General features: G+C 36.4%; 13 protein-coding genes. 10 read left to right on the top strand and 3 right to left on the bottom strand.

Translation table 11 applies throughout. From position 1 onward, the window contains the following. Window positions 1-211: 211 nt before the first annotated feature. Window positions 212-1,213 (bottom strand): LLM class flavin-dependent oxidoreductase, encoded by a 1,002-nt coding sequence (locus tag ASG31_RS14675; protein ID WP_056034288.1) that lies wholly within the window; start codon window positions 1,211-1,213, stop codon window positions 212-214. Window positions 1,214-1,489: 276 nt separating this feature from the next. Here ASG31_RS14675 and ASG31_RS14680 point away from each other — a divergent pair, with 276 nt between their 5' ends. The 6 genes from ASG31_RS14680 (at window position 1,490) to ASG31_RS14705 (ending at window position 6,479) form a co-directional block, all read left to right on the top strand. After that, complete coding sequence (locus ASG31_RS14680; protein ID WP_056034291.1) at window positions 1,490-2,035, top strand: YMGG-like glycine zipper-containing protein; 546 nt, start codon at window positions 1,490-1,492, stop codon at window positions 2,033-2,035. 67 nt (window positions 2,036-2,102) lie between these two features. Further along, on the top strand, window positions 2,103-3,746 hold the full coding sequence (locus tag ASG31_RS14685; RefSeq protein WP_131725561.1) for an LIC_10190 family membrane protein: 1,644 nt from the start codon (window positions 2,103-2,105) through the stop codon (window positions 3,744-3,746). Between the two features lie 43 nt (window positions 3,747-3,789). Then, on the top strand, window positions 3,790-4,860 hold the full coding sequence (gene aroC / locus ASG31_RS14690) for a chorismate synthase (protein ID WP_056034298.1): 1,071 nt from the start codon (window positions 3,790-3,792) through the stop codon (window positions 4,858-4,860). Window positions 4,861-4,872: 12 nt separating this feature from the next. Beyond that, on the top strand, window positions 4,873-5,436 hold the full coding sequence (locus ASG31_RS14695) for a thioredoxin family protein (RefSeq protein ID WP_056034303.1): 564 nt from the start codon (window positions 4,873-4,875) through the stop codon (window positions 5,434-5,436). An 18-nt stretch (window positions 5,437-5,454) separates the two neighbouring features. Next, on the top strand, window positions 5,455-5,994 hold the full coding sequence (locus tag ASG31_RS14700) for a TlpA family protein disulfide reductase (protein WP_056034306.1): 540 nt from the start codon (window positions 5,455-5,457) through the stop codon (window positions 5,992-5,994). 143 nt (window positions 5,995-6,137) lie between these two features. Then, complete coding sequence (locus tag ASG31_RS14705; RefSeq protein ID WP_056034310.1) at window positions 6,138-6,479, top strand: YkvA family protein; 342 nt, start codon at window positions 6,138-6,140, stop codon at window positions 6,477-6,479. A gap of 42 nt (window positions 6,480-6,521) precedes the next feature. Here ASG31_RS14705 and ASG31_RS14710 read toward each other — a convergent pair whose 3' ends face one another. Then, window positions 6,522-7,955, bottom strand: a complete 1,434-nt coding sequence (locus ASG31_RS14710) for a hypothetical protein (protein ID WP_131725562.1) — start codon at window positions 7,953-7,955, stop codon at window positions 6,522-6,524. 378 nt (window positions 7,956-8,333) lie between these two features. On the opposite strand from ASG31_RS14710, the gene ASG31_RS18645 reads away from it, so the two are divergent. The 3 genes from ASG31_RS18645 (at window position 8,334) to ASG31_RS14720 (ending at window position 13,265) form a co-directional block, all read left to right on the top strand. Continuing rightward, on the top strand, window positions 8,334-8,438 hold the full coding sequence (locus ASG31_RS18645) for a helix-turn-helix domain-containing protein (protein WP_117585858.1): 105 nt from the start codon (window positions 8,334-8,336) through the stop codon (window positions 8,436-8,438). A gap of 328 nt (window positions 8,439-8,766) precedes the next feature. Next, window positions 8,767-10,125: an orotidine-5'-phosphate decarboxylase gene (gene pyrF / locus ASG31_RS14715; RefSeq protein ID WP_056034316.1), complete on the top strand. Its 1,359-nt coding sequence runs from the start codon at window positions 8,767-8,769 to the stop codon at window positions 10,123-10,125. Window positions 10,126-10,448: 323 nt separating this feature from the next. Beyond that, a complete protein-coding gene (locus ASG31_RS14720) occupies window positions 10,449-13,265 on the top strand; it encodes an aminopeptidase (protein ID WP_231433763.1) in 2,817 nt (938 codons plus the stop codon). Window positions 13,266-13,334: 69 nt separating this feature from the next. Here ASG31_RS14720 and ASG31_RS14725 read toward each other — a convergent pair whose 3' ends face one another. Beyond that, window positions 13,335-14,075, bottom strand: coding sequence for a T9SS type A sorting domain-containing protein (locus ASG31_RS14725; RefSeq protein ID WP_056034322.1), 741 nt, complete (start codon window positions 14,073-14,075; stop codon window positions 13,335-13,337). Window positions 14,076-14,270: 195 nt separating this feature from the next. Between ASG31_RS14725 and ASG31_RS14730 the strand changes: the two genes are divergently transcribed. Then, window positions 14,271-17,492, top strand: coding sequence for a hypothetical protein (locus tag ASG31_RS14730; RefSeq protein ID WP_056034325.1), 3,222 nt, complete (start codon window positions 14,271-14,273; stop codon window positions 17,490-17,492). The last annotated feature ends 53 nt before the right edge of the window (window positions 17,493-17,545 follow it).

Raw genomic sequence — 17,545 nt, forward strand, 5'->3', positions numbered from 1 at the left:
ACATTTTAGAGCACATAAGATTGGAAAATCGAAGAATTTCAGTAATGACAAATGAAACAGGCTGGTCCCTTTTTTTTTAAAGGAGGAATTATTTTAATTTTGTAATCCAACAAACCGACTTTAAACACTCCCACCCAAAAATCTTTGTTTTTTTTTCTAAAGTGCTCTAAAATATTTTCAAAGCTGAGACAAACTCCTGGTGACTCATGTGTTATCCAACCAAAGAATCTTTCGCTTTACTTATGATCTCGTAAGATTCTAGTCTTTTCTGATGGTCATAAATATGAGAATTAATCATCAGTTCATCCACCTGATATTTTTCCTGGAAATTTTTAACCTGTTCCGCAATCTCATCCAGATTTCCAATGAAACTGAATTTTAATTTTTGCAAAACCATCGATTTTTCCATAGCAGACCAGATTGCATCCATATCTTCCACCGGCGCCGGGAAAGGTTTTCTGTCATTTCTGATAATATTGATAAATGCCTGAAATAATGTAGTGGAAAGGAAATGCGCTTCCTCAGAAGTTTCAGCGGCAACCCCATTTACACAAGCCAGAATATAAGGTTTATCCAAATATTTCGAAGGTTCAAAATGTTCTCTGTAAATTTTAAAAGCCATATCCATCTGTTCGGGAGCAAAATGTCCTGCGAAGGCGTACGGGAGACCCAATTCTGCGGCCAACCACGCGCTGTCTGTACTCGAACCGAGAATATACATCGGAATATCTAAACCTTCTCCGGGAATTGCCCGGACCAAAGCATTTGAATTTTCGCTGGAGAAATATCTCTGCAATTCTAAAATCTGTCTCGGAAACTGTTCGTTGATGGCTGCGGGATTTCTGCCCAGCGCCTGAGCCGTCAGTCCATCCGTTCCCGGAGCTCTACCCAATCCAAGATCAATTCTCCCCGGAAAAAGGGATTCTAATGTACCAAATTGCTCGGCTATAACCAGTGAGCTGTGATTAGGAAGCATGATTCCGCCTGATCCTACTCTTATTTTTTTTGTCCCATTGGCAATAAAACCTATTAAAACTGAAGTTGCCGAACTGGCGATGCTTTCCATATTGTGATGCTCGGCCAGCCAGAATCTTTTATAATCTAAATTCTCAGCATGGTTTGCCAGCGATAAACTGTCGTGAAATGTGTTGTTGATTGTTTTCCCCTGTTTCACGGGAGCCAGATCAAGCACAGATATATCAAAATTTTTCATATCTATTAATTTGAATCAGCAAATTTAAATCTAATAAAATTCATTAGTTACTTTTTGTAATTGATGAAATTGATGGTCGTGTTGTGGGAAAAACTATTGAGATTTGAAACTACTATTCAAAACTCACCCAAAAATAATCAGGCCGCAAAATCCTTTATTAACAGTACATTCAGCATTTTAAAATCTTATTTAACATTTTTTAACTTTATTTTGGCTTCATAATTGAAACTACGTCATTGTAAAACATTTGAATTTATAATAATTAAATTTTGAGTTATGAAAAAGATTATAATTTCAGGTTTGTTGTCAGTATTTTTGTTCACAGCCTGTAAAAAAGACGATAAAATTGCCGAGCAGACTCTCGAACAGCAAAAACTTGAGTTCCAGGCTCGCCAATTAGAGATAGAGAAGCAAAAACTTGCCATAGAAAAAGAACGTATGGCCTATGATGCACAAAAGCGTAGCGACAGCATCGCAGACGTTGAAAAAGCGGCAGCGGTTGCAGCGGCAGCAGCAAAACCACAGGTTATTAGAGAAACGCGTACCATTTACAGAAACAGCCCATCATCAGGTTCTTCTTCAGGAGCAGTAGCCAGCAACGGCTCGGGTACTTCTTCACAGGGAACCACGCAGAAAAAAGGGATGAGTAAGGCGGCTAAAGGAACGATTATCGGTACCGTTGGTGGTGCTGCGGCAGGTGCAATTATCAGTAAGAAAAACAGAGGTCTTGGTGCCGTGATCGGAGGTGTAGTAGGTGGTGCTACAGGTTATACTATCGGTAGATCGGGAGACAGAAAAGATGGACGTGTACAGCCAAGATAATTAGCCTACCAAACACTTTTATATATCATTTAACAAAAGATTGCTTATTTTTATGCAATCTTTTGTTATGATTATCACTATTTTGATGCTTATTATACTCCTCCCTGCACTTATTGGTTGGGGTTTTTTAGCTGAACAGGTTTTCCGTTTCAAAATCTTTCACGGGATTTCCGGGAAAATTTTTTGTGGAACATTTTCAGTAAGTGTTTTCCTAACCATTATTGCTTTCTTCTCCGGAATAACGGTTTATGCCGAAGGAATAATTTTAGGTATCGGAATACTATTTTTCTTCAGAGAAAAGTTTTATCTCAATCTTTACAGTTTTTTAAAAAATTCCGGATTTGGATTTCTTTCAACAGCGATGGTCTGCATTATCTGCGCCAGCTTTTACCCATTTATACTGGATCATTTCGGGTATTATGTTCCCACTATCAAATGGATTTCTGAATTTGGATTAATCAGGGGGATTTCAAATCTGGATCTTACCTTAGGGCAAATGTCTGTGTGGCACCTTTTTCAGGCAGGATTTTCTCATCTGGCAGATCCCTTTTTAAGGATTAATGTACTTATTGCCATAGCTTATCTCGTATACATTTTCGAGAATAAAAGCTGGATTCATCTGGCGTTTTTTCCTGCACTTTTCTTTTTCCTTCAATCGCCAAGCCCGGATTTACCCGTTTACATCTTTTCGCTCATAATCGTTCACGAAGTTTTTATTAAAACAAAGATTGATTCCGGTTTGCTGGCATTCAGTATTTTTATTTTCAGCATAAAACCGACTATGATCTGGCTTCCTGTCTTTGTTGTTTTAAATATGATTCTGAGAAAAGAAATATCCTTTAAAGTTCTTATTCCAGGCTTAATTGTATTAAGCATTTTCGTTTTCAAAAATTTTTGGGTTTTCGGCTATCCAGTTTTTCCGCTTACCTTATTTGATCTTAATTTGCCGTGGAAACCCAATCCGGAACTGATGAATGAAAGCTCTCAGTACGCCGTTTTGAAAACCTACGATGCACAGTATTCTTTAGAACAGATTAAAAGTTTCACTACAAAAGAAAAAGTAGTAAACTGGCTTTTCATTTCGGGAATTAAATCATTTTTCAATACAGGTTTGATTCTGTTCTTATTTTTTTACATCATTTTTACCTTTGCAGTAAAACAGAAAACGCATTATATTTTATTGGGTTCACTGTTTCTAAAAACGGTTCTTATCCTTTCTTTTTCAGCACAGTACAGATTTTTTTTAGAAATATTTCCCGTTATTTTCATTGCTGTTTTCTACACTTATAATCTGAAAAAAATATATGTCACAATTTTTTCTGCCGGAAGTTTTGCTGCCGTGAGTTTCTTTATAAACCCTGAGATTTTAAAATATCTCATCCCAAGTTTCAGGCCTGGAGGCACGATGGGAAAATTTGAAATATCGCAGCTGTACCAGCCTAAAGAGTACTTTCCCACAGAATTCAACAGCTTTAAAGTAGGTAATTTGAAATTTCATGTTTCAAAAAAATATCCTTTTAATTACGAAACACCTACACCGGCAATCTCTGAAGGTTTTATGTTTGATTATCAACGTCTTGGGATATTTCCGCAGTTAAAAAATCCTGACCGGATTAAAAGTGGATTTGTCTGGAAAAAGCTGGACAGTAAGCGAAAGACTGAATTGGATAATGCTATAAAAGTGATTAAAAACAACTATCAACAACCCTGATACACTTTTTTCTTATCCGAATTTATTTCGGTAAATTTGTACTATGTTTAACAGCTTAGGAAATCTTCTCAGCCTCACATCCTTCGGGGAAAGTCATGGCGCAGCATACGGTGGAATTATCAATAATTTTCCGGCAGGTATAGAGATTAATTTTGAAAAAATTCAGGAAGAACTTGACCGCAGAAAACCTGGCCAGTCTGCAATTGTAACACAGCGAAAAGAAAGCGATACTGTAAAATTTTTATCAGGAATTTTTAAGGGAAAATCTACAGGAACTCCTATTGGATTCATCATCGAAAACGAAAATCAGAAGTCGAAAGATTACGATCATATCGCAGATTCTTACCGCCCAAGCCATGCAGATTTCACGTACGACCAAAAATTTGGGATCAGAGATTACCGTGGTGGTGGAAAATCTTCAGCCCGCGAAACCATCAACTGGGTGGTAGCAGGAGCTTTGGCAAAACAGTTTTTACCGGAATTTGAAATCAATGCCTACGTTTCTTCTGTAGGAGAAATTTTCTGCGAAAAACCGTATCAGGCATTGGATTTTTCTAAAACCGAAAGCAATGAGGTCCGTTGTCCGGATGCTGGTACTGCCGAAAAAATGATCGCCAGAATTAAAGAGATCAAAAAAGAAGGCAACACGATTGGCGGAACCATCACCTGCGTTATCAAAAATGTTCCCGTCGGAATTGGTGAGCCCGTTTTCTCAAAATTACAGGCTGAACTGGCAAAAGCAATGCTCAACATCAATGCCTGCAAAGGTTTTGAATATGGAAGCGGTTTTTGTGGTGCGAAAATGACGGGTAAAGAGCACAACGATCTTTTTAACGAAGATTTTTCAACTAAATCCAATCTTTCAGGTGGAATTCAAGGAGGAATTTCCAACGGAATGGATATTTATTTCAGAGTTGCTTTTAAACCTGTTGCCACAATTTTACAGCCTCAGGAAAGCGTAAATAAAAATGGTGAAAAAGTAACCGTAGAAGGAAAAGGGAGACATGATGCCTGCGTTCTTCCAAGAGCAGTTCCTGTGGTGGAAGCCCTTGCAGCCTTCGTACTTGCCGATCTTTACCTCATTCATAAAACAAGAAACATCAATAATTTTTAAATATATTTAGTAATGAAAGATTACTGGGACAAAGCCATTTCTTTTGAAGAATATGTGCAGACTGCAATAGATAGACTGGAAAACCCTGCCACAGAACAGGAAAAAGAATATAAACAATACTACGAACTGGGACTTCAAAGAATGGAAAGAACATTGAAGAAATACTCACCCGATGAAGTACAGCTTCAAATCCTTCAGTCAAAAAATTTCGAAGGAAAAATTTTAATTATTTCGGAAACCTGGTGTGGCGACGCAAGCGCAACTGTCCCAGCTTTGGTGAAGTTTTTTGAAGGAAAAAATGAGGTAAAAATATTCCTGAGAGACATCGATAAAAGCCTTATCAATCAGTTTCTGACCAATGGCACAGAATCGATTCCTAAAGTTTTAATTTTAAATGAAGACTTTAGTGTGAAAAATTCCTGGGGACCGCGTCCAAAATTCGGACATGAGCTTTTACTTAAATTTAAAGCTGATCCTGAAGCATATCCAAGGGAGACTTTTTACAATGATCTGCAACTTTATTACGCCAAAAACAGAGGCAAAGATGCCGTTGCAGAAATCCTTGAATTACTTTAAATTATTGAAATTTTCAGCATGAAAAAAAATCTTGGTTACCTTATTATTTTAGCGGTTTTAGGTTGTATATTTTTTATTCCCGGTCTTCAGCTGAAACTGAAAGAAGCATTTTTTCCGGTGGCTGCGATAGAAAAGGCTGTACATATTGCTCCGGAAGATTATGATATTGAACTGAAAGGAATAAACGTAGCAAGTACCAATCTGAAAAATTTCAAAGACAAACCGATGTTTCTGAATTTTTGGGGAACATGGTGCCCGCCGTGCCGTAAAGAATGGCCTTCAATCCAGAAACTGTATGATGGCAGAAAAGGTCATGTGGATTTTGTTTTGATTGCAATGAATGATCAGGAAGATGCTGTGAGAAAATTTCTGAAAGAAAACAACTATACCGTTCCTGTTTACATTGCCCAAAGTCCGATTTCTGAAAAGTTACTGCCAAAGGTGTTTCCCACTACTTTCCTTCTGGATAAAACCGGAAGAATCATTATTAAAGAAGATGCCGCCACAGACTGGGATGCAGAGAGCATACATCAGTTTATAGACAACATCATAAAATGATTCTGATGAATTTTTCATTAAAAAACTTTTTTAGTCTCTAATAATGTGTATTTTAGACACCAAATTTATCTTAACATATTTTATTATTTGCTGGTACAGAATTTGCGAATTATAAATAGGTTTAAAAAGAAAACAAACACAATATGAAATATTCAAAACTTCATCTTGCTAAAGAAGCAATTCGCCACAAAGGCTTTATCAAAAAGATTCCGGACATCTTCCGAATGGTAAAATTCTGGAAAAAGGGAATGTATCCCATGAGATCAATTGATATAATTTTACCCATGCTGGGTTTACTTTACGTGATTTCTCCGATAGATTTAATTCCTGATTTTATCTTTCCAGTGGTGGGCGTAATGGATGATTTGGCGATTTTGTCGCTCGCAATTCCTAAACTCATTCGGGAAGTAGATAAATTTCTTCTCTGGGAAACCGAAAGGAGATTGGGCGAAACTAAAATTATCGACGCTGAGATCGTAAAATAACTAGCAAATCCATCACAAACATGTGATGGATTTATTTTGTTATTAAAAATTAAATCTAAGTCCGGCAAGAACATATCCTCTTAGGGCAGATACAGATTGTTCATCAATACCTAACTGACTGGAGAAACTGTTGATGTACTGAAAAGAATTTAAGTTTAAAATGTTATTGAAATAGAGATTATACTCAAAATTAGATTTCTCTTTTCTATACGATACTTGTCCTCCGATTAAAATATTTTCTAGTTTTGCAAAATCTGTTTTTTGGATAAAATAATCGCCAAGAACATTAGCCTGCCATTCTTTTCTGATAATAGCTCGAAATCCTAAAGAAAGTTTAATATTTTCCTGATCGGATGAAGTGCTGTATAAGCTCTGTCGAAATTTAGATTTGGTAATTGTATAACCCGCATCAAATTGTAACCATGATTTTTTAAAGTTTGAAGATAGTCTTTGTGAAATTTCTATGTTTTGTATAGTTGAAACATTTGGTTGACTATTAATGAAATTATCCGACTTGTTATTCAACCAGGTAAACTTTGATTTCAAAGTTAAGTTTTTGAGAATTCTTCTATCATTTGAAAGCAGAAAAAGACTTCTCTCTCTAAAATTTCCTACGATGTTCCCCAACTCTGAAAACAAACCATAATTGGTAACATTTGTAGTAAAATAATTTTTGCTTTTTTCATAAGTAAAAATTACAAACATTAGATTTCCTTTTTCAATATTAAATCTATTCCAATTAACCTTATAACTTTCTGTATTGTTGAGGGTATCAAAATTGAGGTTATTGTTTCTCGAAAAAGATAAATCTTTGGCATAAACAGGATTCTCCTGAAGAAGATATAAACTTGGGAGATTATATCTGTTGGAATACTCCAGACCATATTCCATGCTAACAACAGTTTTGGGAGTAAACCGGATTTTAATATTTTTTTCAAAAAAATGTTTTTCTGCTGTATTTACTGACAAAAAATGTGAACTCAATGCGCCAGACAGATTGAATTTGCCAATTTGTTTATGCAAACTGAAACTGTTGGTATAATGATACATTTTCAAAAAAAGATCTTCTCTCTCCTGAGATATCAACTCCTTCAGTTCAGACTCGTCATTTTTGTATGAGAAACCCGACTGAAAATCATAATTAACAATTTTATTTCTGTTTTTATAATAAAAGTTAAATGTATATTTATCTGAAGTAATAATATAATCCTGCAAAAGAATCTCACTATCTGTAAAAAATAATTTTTCGTTGGATAGTATATTGAGATTTCCTGAAAAATTGTTCCTTTGATGATTAAATGCCATAATAAGTTCTGAATTTTCAAAAGGCTTATACCATAATAATGAATTGGTAAAATTGCTTTTACTTACTTTATCGGCAATATCATAATAAAAAGGATCAGACGCAAATGGTTGTATTTCGAGGGTCATTCTCTCCGCATAAATAAGTAAATGTAGCCATATGGGTAACTTCATACTCGCCTATTACATTGCCTGCCATATCATAATCTCGTTCTGTAGTTGTCCAGATCCAATTATCAAAACAAAATCTCAATTTTTTCTGTAGATCAACATTTTCATCTGTCACTTAGTTTGTTGACCTTCTTTTACAACTTCGATCTTTGTAACCTCAACCTCAGTTTTTTTCACATTGTCTTTTGCAAACCCCAAGGTTGTTCCGGCAAATAATACTGCTGCAAAATAGAATTTTTTTCATAAATTTTTTATTAATGATTGTTTTAAAAGCACTATGCTTTTGTTGATTACAAAAATATATCACACACAGGAAAAAAAATCATTCACTAATGAATAATAAATGAATAATTTTTATACATTTGCTACCACACAAAAAATATGAATATTAAATTACGAAAACTCAGAGAAAGCAGAAATGTTTCTCAGGATGCGATGGCATCATTACTCAACATCTCACAACCTCAGTACTACAGGAAAGAATGAAACCTTTCAAAATTCACCCAAGAAGAATGGCAGAAAATAGCAGACTTTTTCGACACAGAAATTAAGAACATTCTGGATGACAATGTAGAGACAAATGTGAACCTTTCCCAAAGAGATAGTATTTCAGAATTATTAATTATAGAATTAAAAGAACACATCATCACGCTGAAAGAGATAATAAAAACTCAAAAAGAGGAAATATCATTTCTGAGAATGGGTAAATGATTCATTAATAAATTGATTTTGAAGATTAAAAAAACCTTTGTTGTGATGCCAAGTTATTATTCACATCAAAATCCTTAAATTTGCAGAATCTAATAAAAAATTAATGGAAAGTAAGAAAGAATTCTTTTTAGAATGCTACAAGCTGGGAATCATCAAATTTGGAAGATTTACTTTGAAAAGCGGTATCGAAAGTCCGTTTTATGTAGATTTAAGACCATTGGCATCAGACCCGAAAATCCTTAAAAACCTCGCCAATTATCTTTTGGAAATGCTTCCGCTGGATAATTTTGATTTGATTTGTGGTGTTCCTTATGCTGCACTTCCAATGGCAACAGCGATGTCTCTTGAAAGTTATATTCCATTAATTATTAAAAGAAAAGAGGCGAAAAATTACGGAACCAAAAAACTGATCGAAGGAATTTACCAAAAAGGACAAAACTGTCTTTTGGTGGAAGACGTAATCACATCCGGAAAATCTTTAATCGAAACTATTGCCGAAGTAGAAAACGAAGATCTGAAAGTGGCTGATATTGTTGTGGTTTTAGACCGTGAACAGGGCGGAAAACAGCTTTTGGAAAGTAAAGGATTTAAAGTTCATACCCTTTTCAATATCTCGGAAGTCTGTACTATTCTTCAGGAAGAAGGCGAACTCTCTGATGAAGAAGTGAAAAGAATTCAGGACTTTTTGAAAGGAAATCACATTCAGTTTGATGAGAAAAAGAGACTTTCTTATCAGGAAAAATTTGAAAACGCACAGCATTCTGTTTCCAAAAAATTGCTGGAAACAGCTTTGGCAAAAGAATCAAATCTTATCGCATCAGCTGATGTGACAACTACTGACGAACTTTTGGCTTTGGCTGAAAAAGTGGGACCACACGTGATCGCTTTAAAAACACACATCGACATTATTTCAGATTTCGATTACGAAAAAACCATCGTTCCATTAAAAGCTTTGGCGCAAAAACACCGTTTTCTTTTGATGGAAGACCGCAAATTTGCTGACATCGGAAACACGCAGGAACTTCAGTTTACAAGTGGCATTTTCAAAATTACAGACTGGGCGGACTTTGTCACTTCTCAAGTCATCGGCGGTTATGAATCTTTGGATTGCTTCAAAAATGTTGGCGTTGTTGCGATCGTTGGAATGTCTTCAAAAGGAACTTTGACCACAAGTACATACCGTGAAGAAGCTTTGAAAGTGGCGGCTTCGCATCCCAACGTGATTGGTGGAGTTTCTCAGAATCAGTTGCCGGACGAGATGTTGCTTTTCACGCCTGGAGTTAATTTAGCGGATTCTGGTGACGGAAAAGGACAGCAGTACAATACTCCGGAGCACGTATTTAAAACGCTTCACACAGATTTCATCATTGTAGGAAGGGGAATTTATAAGTCCGAAAACCCTGAAGAAGCAGCTCTAACGTATAAGAACGAAGGCTGGAAAGCGTATCAGGATTCTTTATAGAAGTCCATTACATATCATAAGCTCCGCAGGAGCGAAATCAACGGCACAGGGTAAAGCCCTGTGTTTTTCTTATCAGTAATTCTCAAAAAGCCCTGAAGGAGTGACATCATTAGCATAAGGTTAAGCCCTGTGTCTACCGTATCAGTCATTTGCAGAAAACCCTAAAGGGACGACATCAAAATTGCATTTATTAAGATGAAACTTTTCGACCTGAAGAAAGGATTTTGTGAATTTATAACCGTTCTTTTCAGACTTAAAATAAATTTATAATATGATTAATTTTAAATCTAAAATACGCTATATTTGATGCTTTATCAGGCATTTTGAAAAAGTTCAGCATCGTTATTATTTCGTTTTTAGGGTTTGTACAGATTTCTGCACAGAAAGACAGTATTTTTATCAGTGCTCAATTTTCTGATGACCGGAAATTTCTGGATATTGAGCAGAGAATTGTTTACCACAACCACTCTCATAAAGATCTGGAAAGCCTGAAACTTCTTAACTGGATTTCTGCTTACAACAACCGCAAAACTGCTCTGGTCTACCGAAAACTGGAGGATAGAAATAATAAACTTCATTTTGCAAAAAAGGAGGAACTGGGCAAATTGAAGGAGATTACGATCACCCAAGATGGACAGAATTTTATTTTGGAAAAAAAAGACACCGAAAATCTTTACTTACCACTTCAAAATCCTTTAAAATCAGGAGAATCTGTCGTTTTAAATTTAAAATATAAACTTCAGCTTCCCGATAAGAAATTTACGGGTTACGGAACTTCAGATACCAGTACTTCGCTAAAATATTTCTTCATCGTCCCCGATCATTTCGACAGTGCAAATAATCTGAGCAGGAATTATCTCGACATTGAAGAAACTGTGAATTTTAACACATTCTGGAAAATTGATCTGAGTTTACCTCCGGAATTTTACGCTCAGGGAAACCTTAATCAGACTGCTGGTAATTCTTTTGAAGGCTATCTTGATTCTGATCCCGAATTTATTATATCGAAAGATAAATTTCCTGTTTTAAATATCAGTGCCGAGAGTTTTAAAACAGAAATAAAATTAGGCTACAACATCAGCGAACAGGAAAAACAGAATCTTGAATTCTTCCTTCCACTGCAGATGAAATTTATCGAAGACCGCATCGGGAATATCCCGGAAAGGCTTTTTATTTCTGAAAAATTCAGAGCTAAAGAAGACTTTTTTGGTAATAACGACATCAGTTTCTGGAAATTTAATTTCAAACTTTTTACGGATGCGGAGAAAGTGGATCAGGATTATTTCGGGATTATTTCTAAAAAAGTTTTAGACGAAAAAATTATTGCTGATAAACAGAATCACCACTGGTTTAAAAACGGATTGAAATCTTATCTCGAAATTCAATATCTGAAGAAATTCTACCGCGATGCCAAATTACTGGGAAACATCACGGAGACAAAAGTTTTAGGAATAAAACCTGTAAAGTTTTTTCACGCGTCAAAAGTAAAGCTGCTGGACCGCTACGGATTGGCGTATCAATACATCATGACGCAGAATCTCGATCAGAAAATCGGGGAAAAGTTTTCTGAGCTGAGCAATTTTAATGATATGGCGATTTCCAATTTTGAAACAGGGAGTCTTTTCAGCTACACTGCCGATAAAATGGGTGAATCTCAATTTAATTCTTTGCTTAAAAATTATATTTCTGAGAATACAGACGCGCAGATTGATCCGGAAGATTTTCTGAAAATTCTTGAGGAAAATGAGAAATCATCAGCCTATTTCAGTGACTTTCTAAAACAGAAAAACCGCGATAATTTCAGGCTTAAAAATTTTAAATCTAAAAATGACTCTATTGAAGTACGGATTGTGAAAAATACTTCGGAGGCCATCCCTGTAAAGCTTGAAACGCAAAACCGTGCAGGTTCTACAACCTCTTACTGGGTGGAAACAGAGAAAGATGAAAGGCTCAAAACCTTTGAAATTCCTGCAGAAGATATTTATAAAATTACATTGAACAACGGATACATCTTTCCGGAGCCTAACTACAGAGACAATTATCTTTACACAAAAGGTATTTTCTCCAATTCAAAAAAGATCAAATTTAAACTCATCAAAGATATTCCGAATCCTGAGTTTAATGAAATATACCTCAACCCCAGAATCCGCTTCAGCAATGCTTATGACAAGTTTCTGCTGGGAATGAACTTTAGAAATGAATCGCTTTTTGACCAGAAATTTGCCTATTCTCTTACGCCGTATTACAGTACAGGAACAGGAAAAATGGTGGGAACAGGCGGGGTATCCTACTCTATTCTTCCAGCTGAAAGTTTTATCAGAGCTTTAACCTTAGGTGTTTCTGCGGCTCAGTTTCATTATGACTATGAGCTGGCTTATTCCCGGGCTTCGGCATCGGCGGGAATCAGTTTTCAAAAGAACCCGAGAAGTACAGTGAGCCGTGGCGTTGCGATTTCATACAATTATTATCAGCGAGATCTGAGTGCAAAGATGATTGCCAACCTGGATTATTCTAAGTACAATCTGTGGAGTGTGGGCTACGGATATACCGACAACCAGATGATTCATGAGAAAAGTGTGAGCATCAGCACTCAGGGGATGGAAGATTACAACAAAATTACCGCTGAAGCCTTCTACCGATGGGAATTTGCACCAAAACAGAAATTAAGCCTGAGACTGTTTGCAGGATATTTTGCAAGAAACAAAACCAGAAACAACACGTTTAATTACGGAATTTCAAGAGTGTCAGATTATTCTTTTTCTTATAATCTCTTAGGTCAAAGCGCCACGGAAGGATTGCTTTCCCAGCAGTATGTTTTGGCAGACGGAGGTTTTAAATCATTCATTCCCGGATCTGTGAACCAATGGATTACTTCCTTCAATCTCGACACGAGTGTTTGGAAAATGATTCACGTCTATGCCGATGCAGGAGTTTATAAAAACAAAAATTTTGATCCAAAATTCATCTGGGATTCGGGTCTGAAAGTACGTGTAATCCCTGATTTTCTTGAAGTGTATCTTCCCGTACAGTCGAGTTTAGGATTTGAGCCTGGGTTTAAAGATTACGGCAAAAGAATAAGGTATACATTAATTTTAAATTTGGGAACGATAATTAATGCAGCGAGGAGAGGCTGGTATTAAAAGAATATAAATCATAAAAAAACAGCTGCATTTCCGCAGCTGTTTTGTATTTATATCTGAAACTGAAACTTAGTCTTTCAAAATTTTCTGAGAAATCGGCTCGTTGTTTACGATACCTGTTACGATATAGTTTCCTTTAGCCAATTCAGCAACGTTTAATGCAGATCCGTTTTTCACATCACCCGTTTTAACGATCGCTCCTGATAAAGTATACACTTTGATATCTCTCACATCAGAACCGAAAACGATTTCGTTGTTTTTTACTAAAGTGTTTTTTATAAAATTTGGAGTTAATTTTTTGAAGTCTGCAACAGCTAAACTACCCGAAGTATAAGTTACATCTAATGATGTCATACGCAACTGAGTATTAGATCCTACAACATTGTTTCTGATAGCAATTGATGTACCAGCAGTTATACCTGAAATTGTATAGGTATTGCCTGATAATGTGGCAGCTTGATAAGCTCCCCCATTAATACTGTACTGGACAGGAGGTGTGTAGGTTGCAACAGCATTTATAGTTAAAGATGTGATTGTATTACCCGTTGAAGGAGTAATAGTAAGACTGTTACCATCGCCTCCGGTAGCGTCAGAATACATTCTGAAAGTACTACCACTATTATAATATGCTGGAGCTGTGGCAGATGAATTTTGAGCCGCAACATAGCTCAAATTAGCATCAATATTTCCAGTTGTAACAAGAGCAGCGTTAGCAAAACCCTGATTTGCCCATACAAAATTTACTGTAGTCTGAGCGTTGAAAGCTGCAGATATAATAACAGCAGCAAATAAAGAATAGATTTTTTTCATGACTTAATTATTTAAAATTTTAATTATTAATAATTTACGAAGCAAAATTAATGCTAAAATTCCTGATTACACAATAAAGAGATTAAATTATTGTTAATAGTGCTAAAAATCATTTGTACCGTTTTTTTAGCTATTTTTACATCTTATTTCTGAAAGCGGTTGCGCAGCTATTATATCACTTTTGTGTTGGTTATTATGGGGTTATTTACAGGTAATGCTCAAATATTCACATGGAAAAATCCCAACCTCCCCAAAGATTCAATAAAATCTGACAGCGCACTTGCCGCAAAAACAGACAGCGTAATTTTTACAAGGCTTAGCCGCGATCTTTTCACTAAAGACACAATGGATTTTGTGAAAACCAAAAACAGAATTATCATCGATGAAGCTGTTTTGGCAAAGAATGACAAGTCACGATTTTTAGGAGAATTAAATTCCAAAGGTTCTATTATCCGTGGTATTACTTTTGGAAATAATCAGGGGCAGTCTGTGCAGAGCTCAATGGATCTCCAGATTTCGGGGAAGCTTTCAAAAGACGTTACCATTCTGGCGAGTATTTCAGATCACAATCTTCCTATTCAGGCAGACGGTTACACGCAAACGCTTGAAGAGTTCGACAAAATCTACATGCAGCTAAATATAAAGGATAAATCTATCCTGAGGGCAGGGCATCTGGATTTGGTAGACAACAAAAATTATTTCGCCAAATACCAGCGGCGAAGCATGGGACTTCAGTTTCAGACTGAATTCGGGAAGGAAAATAAAACCTTCACAGACATCTCGATGGGCGTTGCCCGAAGTGAATTTCACCGTATCCGTTTTCAGGGTGTGGAAGGGAATCAGGGACCTTACCGGCTTACCGGAAAAAACGGTGAACAGTTTATCACCTTGATTTCCGGTTCGGAGCAGGTTTTCATCGATGGAATTTTAATGAAAAGAGGAGAAAATCAGGATTACGTCATTAATTATAATACCGGCGAGGTGACGTTTACCAGTTTCAGACCGATCTTCCAGCAGAATTTCATAACCATTTCCTATAACTATACTAACCGAAATTACTCCCGCTACCTCTTCACAGGAAAGGTGGAACACAAAAGGGAAAAAATGAGAATCGGGCTTAACTGGTTCATGGAAAATGATAATAAAAATGCTCCTTTAGCTTTAAATTTATCCAAAGAAGACGAAAAGATTCTTGCCGACGCGGGAAATGATCCTAACCTGATGTATGCACCTTCAGCTGTACAAACAGAATATGACGTCAATAAAATCCTCTACCGTCTGGTGCAGGATCCAAATGGAAACTTCTACCAGTTTTCTACCGATGTAAATGAGGTCTTATTTACGCTTTCATTTACCTATTTCGGAGCCAATCTGGGAGATTACAAAGTAGCGCAAACTACCAATAACGGAAGAGTTTTTGAATATGTAGGCCCGAATTTAGGAGATTACAGAGCTGTACGAAAACTGCCTGCTCCGGAAAAATCTCAGGTCTATACCATGAATTCTGAGTTCCTTTTAAAAGACGGAAAAATTGGGGCTGACTTTTCTCTAAGCAATTATGATATCAATCTTTTTTCATCGAAAGATTCAGACAAAAATATTGGATATGCGGGTAGAGTTTTCGGGAACAAAACATTTGGTAAAAAGAACTGGAAAGGAACCCCGAGTTTTGAATATCAATACATCGACAGGCAGTTCAGAATATTAGACCGAATCAATGATGTAGAATTTTCAAGAGATTTCAACCTTGCGCAGGAGTTCAGCAACAGAACGCAAAACCGTTTTATCTTCAGCTTTTTAAACAGGTGGAATAATAAATCTGTTTTAAACTACAGACTCAATTACCTCGATGAGCGTGATTCTTACAAAGGAATCAAAAATGATCTTGATTTCGGATGGATTAGAAATAAATTCTTCACCAAAGGAAGTTTATCTTATTTAAATACCAATGCAACGCTTCAGGACACCAAATTCATCCGTGGTGGCGCCTCTTCAGAATACACCGGGAAAAAAGGCAGCTGGACGGTAGGCGGAAGCATGGAGCACAACGAAAAATACTACAACAACACGCAGCTGATGGACGTCACAAGTTTCAGCTGGAGAGAGGTTTTTGTTCAGAAAAAAATTGGTGACTCTGCGAGAACCAGACTTTTGACGAAAGCGTATTTAAGAGATAACGATTCTGTGCGGGACAACAGCCTTCAGAACATCAACAGAATTTTAGGTTTTATGGCGGAAAGTCAGTTGATTAAAAATGAGAAAACCACTTTGACGGCATTGGTTCACTACAGAAAGTTTTTTAATCAGACTGGGCTTGCAGATTTAAGTAGAAACAACGATTTTGTAGTCGGAAACATTCTATACAATCAGCAGCTTTTCAGAAACGGTGCGAGATTGCAGGCTTTTTATGAATTAGGAAACGGACAGGAAGCTCAGCGGGAATTCCAGTACATTAAAGTTACCGACGGACAGGGCGTTTATAAATGGACTGATTACAACGGCGACGGCGTGCAGCAGCTCGATGAATTTGAGATTGCCGAATACTCAGATCTGGCTCAGTACATCAGGATTTACACCAATTCTGTGAGGTATTTGCCTTCCAACAAAAATAAACTTCAGCTGGCTCTGTTTGTTAACCCTTCCATAGTTTTTGATTCTGAAAACAAATTTTTGAAGCGCTGGAATTTTAATATTTCACTGAACTCTCAAAACTCATATCTGAAGAGAGAAAAAGTTTTGGTACTCAATCCTTTTGAGAAAAGTGACGATCAGATTTTAAAGAATCAGAATATTTTAACCTCGGTACAGTTTAATCCTACAGAAAAATCTGGCTGGAATGGGAATTACCGTTTTATTTCAAACAACAACCTCATCAATGCCAACTTCAGTAACGAAGAAAGAAAACAGAAATCTCATTTTGTGAATCTTGGCTATTGGTTTAATAAAGAATTCAGAATCGACTGGGAAAACTCTGTGCATGAGCTTAAAAATTCTTCCCAGCTTTTTGCGACGAGAGATTATATTTTAAATAATTTTGAAACCAAACCCAAAGCAACGTATAAGTTTACAGATTCTGTACAGGCAGAATTTTCTTCCGCTTTCCGTGAGAAAAAACGTACGGATGGTGAAGAACTTCTGAAAGCATTTGACATCACCGGAACCGTGCAATGGGAACGCAAGAAAACTTCGATAAGAGCCAATTTCTCATTCATCAACAATGATTTTACTGGAAACAGCTTCAGTATTGTAGGAAATCAAATGCTGGACGGGTTAAAACCTGGGAAAAACCAGGTTTGGAGCGTATTCATTCAGCAGTCGCTCAATTCTTTTATACAGTTGAATCTCAACTACGAGGGCAGAAATTCCGGTGAGCGCACCATTCACATTGGAAGTATGCAGGTGAAAGCGAGTTTTTAGATTTGATTCTGTTTTTTTAACTTTGGCAGAACTGCAATATTCTGAAAATTTCT

The sequence above is a fragment of the Chryseobacterium sp. Leaf404 genome (assembly GCF_001424145.1).
GTDB lineage: Bacteria > Bacteroidota > Bacteroidia > Flavobacteriales > Weeksellaceae > Chryseobacterium.

Coding starts and splice junctions, on each gene's coding strand:
- ASG31_RS14710 (WP_131725562.1), bottom strand. CDS start 7,955: ATGAAGTTACCCATATGGCTACATTTACTTATTTATGCGGAGAGAATG.
- ASG31_RS14685 (WP_131725561.1), top strand. CDS start 2,103: ATGATTATCACTATTTTGATGCTTATTATACTCCTCCCTGCACTTATT.
- ASG31_RS14730 (WP_056034325.1), top strand. CDS start 14,271: ATGGGGTTATTTACAGGTAATGCTCAAATATTCACATGGAAAAATCCC.
- aroC (WP_056034298.1), top strand. CDS start 3,790: ATGTTTAACAGCTTAGGAAATCTTCTCAGCCTCACATCCTTCGGGGAA.
- ASG31_RS14695 (WP_056034303.1), top strand. CDS start 4,873: ATGAAAGATTACTGGGACAAAGCCATTTCTTTTGAAGAATATGTGCAG.
- pyrF (WP_056034316.1), top strand. CDS start 8,767: ATGGAAAGTAAGAAAGAATTCTTTTTAGAATGCTACAAGCTGGGAATC.
- ASG31_RS14725 (WP_056034322.1), bottom strand. CDS start 14,075: ATGAAAAAAATCTATTCTTTATTTGCTGCTGTTATTATATCTGCAGCT.
- ASG31_RS14705 (WP_056034310.1), top strand. CDS start 6,138: ATGAAATATTCAAAACTTCATCTTGCTAAAGAAGCAATTCGCCACAAA.
- ASG31_RS14700 (WP_056034306.1), top strand. CDS start 5,455: ATGAAAAAAAATCTTGGTTACCTTATTATTTTAGCGGTTTTAGGTTGT.
- ASG31_RS14675 (WP_056034288.1), bottom strand. CDS start 1,213: ATGAAAAATTTTGATATATCTGTGCTTGATCTGGCTCCCGTGAAACAG.
- ASG31_RS14680 (WP_056034291.1), top strand. CDS start 1,490: ATGAAAAAGATTATAATTTCAGGTTTGTTGTCAGTATTTTTGTTCACA.
- ASG31_RS18645 (WP_117585858.1), top strand. CDS start 8,334: ATGAATATTAAATTACGAAAACTCAGAGAAAGCAGAAATGTTTCTCAG.